Genomic DNA, 8,249 nt, shown 5'->3' on the forward strand with positions numbered 1-8,249 from the left:
CGAAAACGAGTGCGCCGTCAGCATCTTACGATCTTCTTAAGGAAGGAGATCGTGGGCTTCCGGCGTTCCATAAAGTCGAGGAGAGACACCATGAAGTGGGCTGCCCCCATCGTTTCCGAGATCTGCGTCGGCATGGAAGTCACGAGCTACGAGTCGGCCGAGATCGACACCTTCAACTAAGGTGTTTGGAGCCGGGCCGCAGGGCGCAGACATCAGCGGGTTCCAACCATGCATGTCGTGATCCTCGGTTCGGCCGCGGGCGGCGGCGTTCCGCAATGGAACTGCCGCTGCTCCATCTGTTCGCTGGCCTGGGCGGGCGACGCCAGGGTCAAGCCGCGCACGCAGTCGAGCATCGCAGTCTCCCCCGACGGGGAACGCTGGCTCCTGCTGAACGCCTCGCCCGACATCCGCCAGCAGATCCAGGCCAATCCGCAGATGCATCCGCGCGAGGGCCTGCGCCACTCGCCGATCCACGCGGTGCTGCTGACGAACGGTGACGTCGATCACGTCGCGGGTCTGCTGACGCTGCGCGAGGGCCAGCCCTTCACGCTCTACGCCACGCCCGGCATCCTGGCCTCCGTCTCGGACAACCGCGTGTTCGACGTGATGGCCGCCGACGTGGTGAAGCGGCGGACCATCGCCCTCGGCGAGACCTTCGAGCCGGTGCCCGGCCTCTCCGTCACGCTGTTTGCGGTACCCGGCAAGGTGCCGCTCTGGCTGGAGGACGCCTCCATGGAGATCGGGGCGGAGACCGAGACCACCGTCGGCACGATGATCGAGGCCGGGGGCAAGCGCCTCGCCTACATTCCCGGCTGCGCCCGGGTGACCGAGGATCTGAAGGCCCGCGTCGCGGGCGTCGATGCGCTCCTGTTCGACGGCACGGTGCTGGAGGACGACGACATGATCCGTGCGGGCGTCGGCACCAAAACCGGCTGGCGCATGGGCCATATCCAGATGAACGGCGAGACGGGTTCGATCGCCTCCTTCGAGGGCGTCGAGATCGGCCGGCGGGTCTTCGTCCACATCAACAACACCAACCCGGTCCTGGTCGAGGATTCGCCAGAGCGCGCGGGCGTCGAGGCCCGCGGCTGGACGGTCGCCCATGACGGATTGACCCTCCACCTCTGAGCGGGTCGGAGCCCGGGATGCGCAGCGGCGCCGACACCCGGCCTAGCAATTTAATGCCGGACCCAATATCTTTTGCACGATACAATCGTGCAGTGGGCGTACTGTCCGTCACGCGGGCCGCACCCCATCTCGAAAAAGCTCCAGGAAGCGCGACCAAAGTCGGGGAAACCGAACGCCATGACCGCCCAATTTCCGCCCCCCGTCGGAGAAGCCGAGCAGCGCCTGCTGAGCCACGAGCAGTTGGAGGCGGCCCTGCGCGACATCGGCGCCCGCCGCTACCACAACCTGCACCCGTTCCACCGCCTGCTGCACGACGGCAAGCTGAACAAGGATCAGGTCCGGGCCTGGGCGCTCAACCGCTACTATTATCAGGCGATGATCCCGGTGAAGGACGCGGCGCTTCTGGCCCGCCTGCCGGACGCGCAGCTACGCCGGATCTGGCGCCAGCGCATCGTCGATCACGACGGTGATCACGAGGGCGACGGCGGCATCGAGCGCTGGCTGAAGCTGGCGGAAGGGGTCGGCTTCGCGCGCGACTACGTGCTCTCGACCCAGGGCATCCTCTCGGCGACGCGCTTCTCGGTGGATGCCTATGTCCACTTCGTCTCCGAGCGCAGCCTGCTCGAGGCCATCGCCTCCTCGCTGACCGAGATGTTCTCGCCGACCATCATCTCGGAGCGCGTCGCCGGGATGCTGAAGAACTACGACTTCATCACCAAGGAGACGCTCGCCTATTTCGACAAGCGCCTCACCCAGGCCCCGCGCGACGCCGACTTCGCCCTCGACTACGTCAAGCGCCACGCCACCACGCCGGAGATGCAGCGCGCCGCCATGGCTGCGCTGACCTTCAAGTGCAACGTGCTCTGGACTCAGCTCGACGCGCTCTACTTCGCCTACGTGGCGCCGGGCATGATTCCGCCGGATGCGTGGCAGCCGGGCGAGGGCCTCGTTCCCGAGGCAAGCCCTGCCGCGGCACCGACCGGTGCGCCGGCCGCCTTCTCGGGTGGCGACGTGCCGCGCCTGCCTCGCGGCGTGCGCCTGCGTTACGATGAGGTGCGCTCCAAGCATGTGCTGCTCGCTCCCGAGCGCACCTTCGACCTCGACGACAATGCCGTCGCGGTCCTCAAGCTCGTCGACGGCCAAGCCTCGGTCTCGCAGATCGCCCGCACACTGGGTCAGACCTACGACGCCGATCCGGCCGTCATCGAGGCCGACATCCTCGTGATGCTGGCCGACCTCGCGCAAAAAAGGGTTCTGGAGCGATGAATGCACCGACCCCCGCCCCCTCCCCCGCGGAAGTGATTCCGGCGCCCGTGGGTCTGCTCGCCGAGCTGACCCACCGCTGTCCGCTGCGCTGTCCCTATTGCTCGAACCCGCTGGAACTCGACCGGCGCTCGGCCGAGCTCGATACGGCGACGTGGCTGCGGGTGCTGACGGAGGCTGCGGGGCTCGGCGTGCTGCACGTCCACCTCTCGGGCGGCGAGCCGACCGCCCGCAACGACATCGTCGAGATCACGGCCAAATGCGCCGAACTCGGCCTCTACTCGAACCTGATCACCTCCGGCGTCGGTGGGGCGCTGACCAAGCTCGACGCGCTCTACGATGCCGGGCTCGATCACGTGCAGCTCTCGGTGCAGGGGGTCGATGCGGCGAACGCCGAGAAGATCGGCGGCCTGAAGAACGCTCAACCCCAAAAAATGCAGTTCGCGGCGCGCGTCACCGAACTCGGTCTGCCGCTGACGCTGAATTCGGTGATCCACCGCGGCAACATCCACGAGGTGCCGGGCTTCATCGATCTCGCAGTCAAGCTCGGCGCCAAGCGGCTGGAGGTGGCCCACACCCAGTACTACGGCTGGGCCTACGTGAACCGCGCCTCGCTGATGCCGGACAAGCGGCAGGTGGACGAGTCGATCCGCATCGTCGAGGCCGCTCGCGAGCGCCTCAAAGGTCAGCTCGTCATCGACCTCGTGGTGCCGGACTACTACGCCAAGTACCCCAAGGCCTGCGCGGGCGGCTGGGGCCGCAAGCTCATGAACGTGACGCCCCAGGGCAAGGTCCTGCCCTGCCACGCCGCCGAAACGATTCCGGGCCTCGAATTCTGGTATGTCGGCGACCATTCCCTGGGTGACATCTGGACGAAGTCACCGGCCTTCGCCGCCTATCGCGGCACGTCCTGGATGAAGGAGCCCTGCCGCTCCTGCGACCGGCGCGAGAAGGATTGGGGCGGCTGCCGCTGTCAGGCGCTCGCCCTCACGGGGGACGCGGCCAACACCGACCCGGCCTGCTCCCTTTCGCCGCTGCACGCGAAAATGCGGGATCTTGCCAAGGAAGAGGCTGCCGAGACCCCGCCGGACTATATATACCGCAGCATCGGGACGAATGTGCAAAACCCGCTGAACGAAAAGGCACCCCTTTGAGACGGACTACGCTGGCGGTCGCCCTCGCGGCGACTCTCTCGACCACGTTTCTCGCGCCCCTCCCCTTCGCCTGGGCGGCGTCGGACAGCGGACCCGCTCCAGCGGCCAAGGATGCCGCCCAAGACACCGCCAAGGCGGCTGCGGCGCCGAATGCCGGCGACCTGCTGTTCGAGCAGCCGCAGATGAAGAACACGACGCCCGGCAGCACCCTGACCTACGATTACCTGCGCCGCAGCGGTATCGTGAAGGGGCCCTACGGCCCGCCGCTCAACGACGAGATCAAGCTGACCGTCGAGCCGGGCAAGAGCGCCGAGAGCCGCGACATCCGCGTGCAGATGTTCTCCGGCGGCTATCGCGTGCCGGCCGGTCCTTTCCAGGACATGCCGGGCAACCCGGTTCTGAGCCTGTTTCTCGAGAACCACCTGAAGGGCCTGGCGAGCCTGCTCGAGGCCAACCCGCGCTACATCAAGAACGCGATCCGCAAGGGTCTGCGCGAGAAGTCGACGGTCACGCCGGTCCAGGTCGATTTCAAGGGCCGCAAGGTCGAGGGCTGGCGGGTCGAGATGAAACCCTTCGTGGGCGACGCGCAGACCGAGCGGATGCGCGGTTTCGAGGGCCTCACCTACACCTTCGTCACCTCGCCGGAGGTGCCGGGCGAGATCGTCTCGATCGAGGCCCGAGCCCTGAAGCCGGACGGCGGCGAACTTCTCGAAGAGAGACTGGACTATGACCAGAAGGATTCCTGAGGCGCTTCTCGCCGCCCTCGTGGCCGCGGCGGTGATCGCTGCGCCCGCGCGCGCCGAGGAGAACGACTACCCGACGGATGCGCGCGCCGATTACGTGTTCGGCTGCATGGCGGCCAACGGCCAGACCCGTGAGGCGCTGGAGAAATGCTCCTGCTCCCTCGACGCGCTCGCTTCGATCCTGCCTTACGACAAGTACGTGCAGGCGAGCACCATCCTCTCGATGCGCCAAGGTATCGGCCAGCGCACCACGGCCTTCAAGTCGACCAAGATGTTCGACGACCGGGTGGCCGACCTGCGCCGCGCTCAGGCCGAGGCGGAGATCCGCTGCTATCGCGGCGCGTCGTGAGGTTTTCCGCGACGGCCGTCCCCGCACCCGACGGAATGGAACTGGCTAAACGACAGGCGAGGGGCTAGGCGAGGGGCCCGGCCGAAAGGCCCGGCCCCGACGAGCGACGACATCCGATGCCGCCCTCCCCTTCCCCGACCACCCTTCTGCAAGCCCTGCTGCCCGAACTCGGCCGGCGTACGCTGGTGATGGGCATCCTCAACGTGACGCCGGATTCGTTCTCGGACGGCGGTCGCTTCCAGGGCGTGGCCGAGGCGCGGGAGCAGGCCGCGGCGCTGACCCAGGCCGGCGCGCACATCCTCGACGTCGGCGGCGAGTCGACCCGGCCCGGCCACACTCCGGTCCCGGCCGAGGAGGAGCAGGCCCGCGTTCTGCCCGTGATCGAGGCCGTGGCGCCGGGCCTCGCCGTCCCGGTTTCCATCGACACCTACAAGGCCTCGACCGCCGCCGTCGCCCTGAAGGCGGGGGCGCGCATCGTCAACGATGTCTGGGGCCTGCAGCGAGAGCCCGACATCGCCCGGGTGGCGGCCGATCACGGCGCCCCGGTCATCGTCATGCACAATCGCGAGACGATCGACGGGTCGCTGGACATCGTCGCGGACATGCTGCGCTTCTTCGAGCGCTCCCTCGACATCGCCCGCCGCGCCGGCATCCCGGACGGCGACATCGTGCTCGATCCCGGCATCGGCTTCGGCAAGAGCTGGGAGCAGCATCTGGAGGCCCTGCGCCGTCTTCCTGAAATTCGCGCGCTCGGCTTTCCCCTCCTCGTCGGCGTCTCGCGCAAGAGCCTGGTCGGGCGCCTGCACGATCGCGAGACCGCGCCCAGCGATCGCCTGGTCGGCTCGCTCGCCGCGCATGTGCTGGCCGGGACGCTCGGCGCCGACATCGTGCGCGTCCACGACGTGGCGCCGCATGTCGAGGCCTTGCGCGTGCTCGACGCGGTGATGCGTCCCGGGAGCATCCATGGCTGACCGCATCCTCGTCCACCGCCTCGCGGTCTTCGCCCGCCACGGCGTGCTGCCGGAGGAGGAGCGGCTCGGCCAGCGCTTCTACATCTCGCTCGATTGCCGGCTGGACCTGTCGGAGGCCGGCCGCAGCGACGACGTGGCGGCGACCGTGAGCTACGCCGATCTGGCCGAGATCGCCCTCGACATCGCCACCAACCGCCGCTTCGCGCTGATCGAGGCTCTGGCCGAGGCCATCGCGCAGGCCTGCCTCGCGCGGTTTGCCCGCATCGAGACGCTCAGCGTGCGGATCGACAAGCCGAGCGCGCCGATCCCGGCCGTGCTCGACTACGCGGCCATCGAGATCGTGCGGGGGCGCAACCCGGAGCAGCGGCCATGACGCGCGCCTATCTCGGCCTCGGCAGCAATATCGGCGACAAGGCCGCGATGCTGGCCGAGGCCGTCGAGCGCCTTGCGGCGACGCCGGGACTGCGGGTCACGGCGCGTTCGGCCGATTATCGCACGCCGCCCTGGGGCGACACGGACCAGGACTGGTTTCTCAACGCGGCGATGGCCGTCGAGACCGAACTGAGCCCGCACGCGCTGCTGGAGACCTGCCTGTCGATCGAAGCGGCGCTGGGCCGGGTGCGCGAGCGGCGCTGGGGACCGCGCGTCATCGATATCGACGTGCTGGCCTATGAGGGCGCGCAGGTCTCCGACGAACGCCTCGTGCTGCCCCACCGCTTCGTGCGCGAGCGGGCTTTCGTGCTGGTGCCGCTCGCGGAGATCGCTCCCGACCTCGTCATCGGCGGCGAGAGCGTGGCCGAGGCCCTGGCAAAGCTCGACGCGACCGGGATCGAGCGCGTCGTCTGAAGGAAAAGGCCCGGACGGGTCCGGGCCTTTCTCATTCCGGCGTCGCTTCCAGAAGCTTGTTCTCTTCCTCGGCGAGTAACGGCACGTCGTAGTCCCGCAGCACCCGCTCGATATCCGCCTTGCGCTTGCGCAGGACGGTGTTGAGGCTGCGCTTCCAGTCGTTCTCGTTGTGGCGCACGCCCATCGAGACGCGGAAAGTGAGCGCCGGCCGGCCGGGCTCGTTGAGAAGCTGCACCACATCCATGGGCACGCCGCTCTGCCGGGCGAGCCAGCCTGCCGCCGGTCCCCAAAGGAGCGCCACGTCGACCTTCTTCTCGGCGAGATCCGCCATCACGCCCGCCGCGACCGTCTGGTGCTTGCGCTCGGGCCCGAAGGCGTAGGGCGCGTAGGCGTGCAGGCGCTCGCCCGAGAACTTCAGTTCGGTCAGCCGATTGGAGGGCGGCGTTCCGGCGATGAAGCCGATTTCCTTGTCCTTCAGGCGCGGGTCGTCGAGGCTCTTGATGCCGGGCAGCTCGCCCTTGCGGGCCACCAGAACATAGGCCGAGCGGTAGTACGGATTGCTCGGCTGAACGATATCGCCGCCCGAGGTGCCGATGATCAGGTCGCACAGGCCGGTGCCGAGGGTATTGCGGACGAAGCCCGGCCCCTGGGTCAGCCAGTAATAGCGCAGCTTGACCTTCAGTTCGTCGGCGACGATCTGCGCAATCTTGTTCTCGAAGCCGTCGCCCTTACGCTCGGAGAACGGCATGTTGGCCGGATCGCTGCAGACGCGCAGCACGTCCGGCGTCACGAGGTCGGGCAGTTGCTGCGCCGAGGCGGGCTGCGCCCCTGCTGAAATCAGCAGGAGCGCGGCGACCGCCGAAGTCGGGACGAAGGAACTGGTGCGGGTCATCAGCCGCCCAGGCACTCCTTCTCGTCCTTCTTGGCACCCTCGGGCTTCTCTTCCTTCTCGCCCGGACGCGCGCGGCCCCAGGCACCGGACGCGCGAGCGCGCAGGTACACGTAGAGGTCGTTGGCGTAGCACATGACGTTCTTGTTGTCGCCGAAGGCCGGCATGACGCTCTCGTTGCCCGCCGTGTGGTTCTGGCGGCCGCCGGCCAGGATGCCGTAGAACTCCTCGTAGGAGAGGCGCTTCAGCGAGTCCTTGAGAACCGGGGCGTAGGTCGAGCCCATGCCGTCCGGACCGTGGCAGACGTGGCACTCGGCGTGATAGCGACGGTACCCGGAATAGGTGTACCAATCGACCTTCTTGCCGTCATTCGTGATGTGGAAGGTCGGATGGCCGTCCTTGTCGAGGTACTTGCCGTCCTCTTCCTTCACAGCCGCGGCAGCCTTGAGTACCGGCTCGTCGATCTCCTTGGCGTTGGGATCGAGCTTGTTGGCGAGGTCGGGCTTCGCGTCCTGTGCGAAGACGGCGGTCGCGGTGGGCACCGCACCGAGCAAGGTTACACCGACGAGACCAAGAAGAGCGTTTCTTTTGATCGAAGACAAAGACGTTTCTCCCGAGACCATCTTGCTGCACCGCAACATTGATCGTGCGATTGCCAGAGCGCGGGCAGCATAATCATAAAATCATAAAAATGCCGGCGCGGAAACCGCGCCGGCATCTTTTCGCTCAGGTTCCCTGTGCGACTTAGTTGTTCGGCAGAGCGAACACGGTCAGCTGACCACCGAGGTTGGTGTAGCTCGACAGGGCCGCATAGCCGCCCACCGCGCCGAGGCCGGCATTCGGGTCGGTCAGACCGGCCGCAAGGCCGATGCCCGCCCAGCCGCCGACGCCCGACAGGACGCCCAC

The 8,249-nt window shown here is 67.6% G+C and carries 11 protein-coding genes; 9 read left to right on the forward strand and 2 right to left on the reverse strand.

Translation table 11 applies throughout. From position 1 onward, the window contains the following. Window positions 1–90 precede the first annotated feature (90 nt). The 9 genes from pqqA to folK all read left to right on the forward strand — a co-directional run bounded on the left by pqqA (window position 91) and on the right by folK (window position 6,454). The gene (gene pqqA, locus BY998_RS21510) at window positions 91–180 is read left to right on the forward strand and encodes a pyrroloquinoline quinone precursor peptide PqqA (RefSeq protein ID WP_012317526.1); all 90 of its coding nucleotides are present in this window, start codon (window positions 91–93) and stop codon (window positions 178–180) included. Between the two features lie 48 nt (window positions 181–228). Further along, entirely contained in the window at window positions 229–1,128 is a 900-nt protein-coding gene (gene pqqB, locus BY998_RS21515) for a pyrroloquinoline quinone biosynthesis protein PqqB (protein ID WP_110353736.1), read from the forward strand. A 177-nt stretch (window positions 1,129–1,305) separates the two neighbouring features. Further along, complete coding sequence (gene pqqC / locus BY998_RS21520) at window positions 1,306–2,394, forward strand: pyrroloquinoline-quinone synthase PqqC (protein WP_110353737.1); 1,089 nt, start codon at window positions 1,306–1,308, stop codon at window positions 2,392–2,394. Beyond that, window positions 2,391–3,545, forward strand: a complete 1,155-nt coding sequence (pqqE, locus tag BY998_RS21525) for a pyrroloquinoline quinone biosynthesis protein PqqE (protein WP_110353738.1) — start codon at window positions 2,391–2,393, stop codon at window positions 3,543–3,545. The genes pqqC and pqqE overlap by 4 nt, the downstream gene beginning before the upstream one ends. Continuing rightward, the gene (locus BY998_RS21530; RefSeq protein ID WP_110353739.1) at window positions 3,542–4,291 is read left to right on the forward strand and encodes a hypothetical protein; all 750 of its coding nucleotides are present in this window, start codon (window positions 3,542–3,544) and stop codon (window positions 4,289–4,291) included. The genes pqqE and BY998_RS21530 overlap by 4 nt, the downstream gene beginning before the upstream one ends. Beyond that, window positions 4,272–4,637, forward strand: coding sequence for a hypothetical protein (locus BY998_RS21535; protein WP_110353740.1), 366 nt, complete (start codon window positions 4,272–4,274; stop codon window positions 4,635–4,637). Before BY998_RS21530 ends, BY998_RS21535 begins: the two co-directional genes overlap by 20 nt. 116 nt (window positions 4,638–4,753) lie before the next feature. Next, window positions 4,754–5,608: a dihydropteroate synthase gene (folP, locus tag BY998_RS21540; RefSeq protein ID WP_110353741.1), complete on the forward strand. Its 855-nt coding sequence runs from the start codon at window positions 4,754–4,756 to the stop codon at window positions 5,606–5,608. Beyond that, on the forward strand, window positions 5,601–5,981 hold the full coding sequence (gene folB / locus BY998_RS21545; RefSeq protein WP_110353742.1) for a dihydroneopterin aldolase: 381 nt from the start codon (window positions 5,601–5,603) through the stop codon (window positions 5,979–5,981). Before folP ends, folB begins: the two co-directional genes overlap by 8 nt. After that, window positions 5,978–6,454 (forward strand): 2-amino-4-hydroxy-6-hydroxymethyldihydropteridine diphosphokinase, encoded by a 477-nt coding sequence (folK, locus tag BY998_RS21550; RefSeq protein WP_110353743.1) that lies wholly within the window; start codon window positions 5,978–5,980, stop codon window positions 6,452–6,454. Before folB ends, folK begins: the two co-directional genes overlap by 4 nt. 31 nt (window positions 6,455–6,485) lie before the next feature. On the opposite strand, the gene xoxJ is transcribed toward folK, so the two are convergent. Next, the gene (gene xoxJ / locus BY998_RS21555; protein WP_110353744.1) at window positions 6,486–7,346 is read right to left on the reverse strand and encodes a rare earth element methanol dehydrogenase accessory protein XoxJ; all 861 of its coding nucleotides are present in this window, start codon (window positions 7,344–7,346) and stop codon (window positions 6,486–6,488) included. Beyond that, window positions 7,346–7,897: a methanol metabolism c-type cytochrome XoxG gene (xoxG, locus tag BY998_RS21560; RefSeq protein ID WP_210205510.1), complete on the reverse strand. Its 552-nt coding sequence runs from the start codon at window positions 7,895–7,897 to the stop codon at window positions 7,346–7,348. The genes xoxJ and xoxG overlap by 1 nt, the downstream gene beginning before the upstream one ends. Window positions 7,898–8,249 lie beyond the last annotated feature (352 nt).

It is taken from the genome of Methylobacterium sp. B4, from assembly GCF_003201865.1.
In the GTDB taxonomy this organism is placed as follows: Bacteria; Pseudomonadota; Alphaproteobacteria; order Rhizobiales; family Beijerinckiaceae; genus Methylobacterium.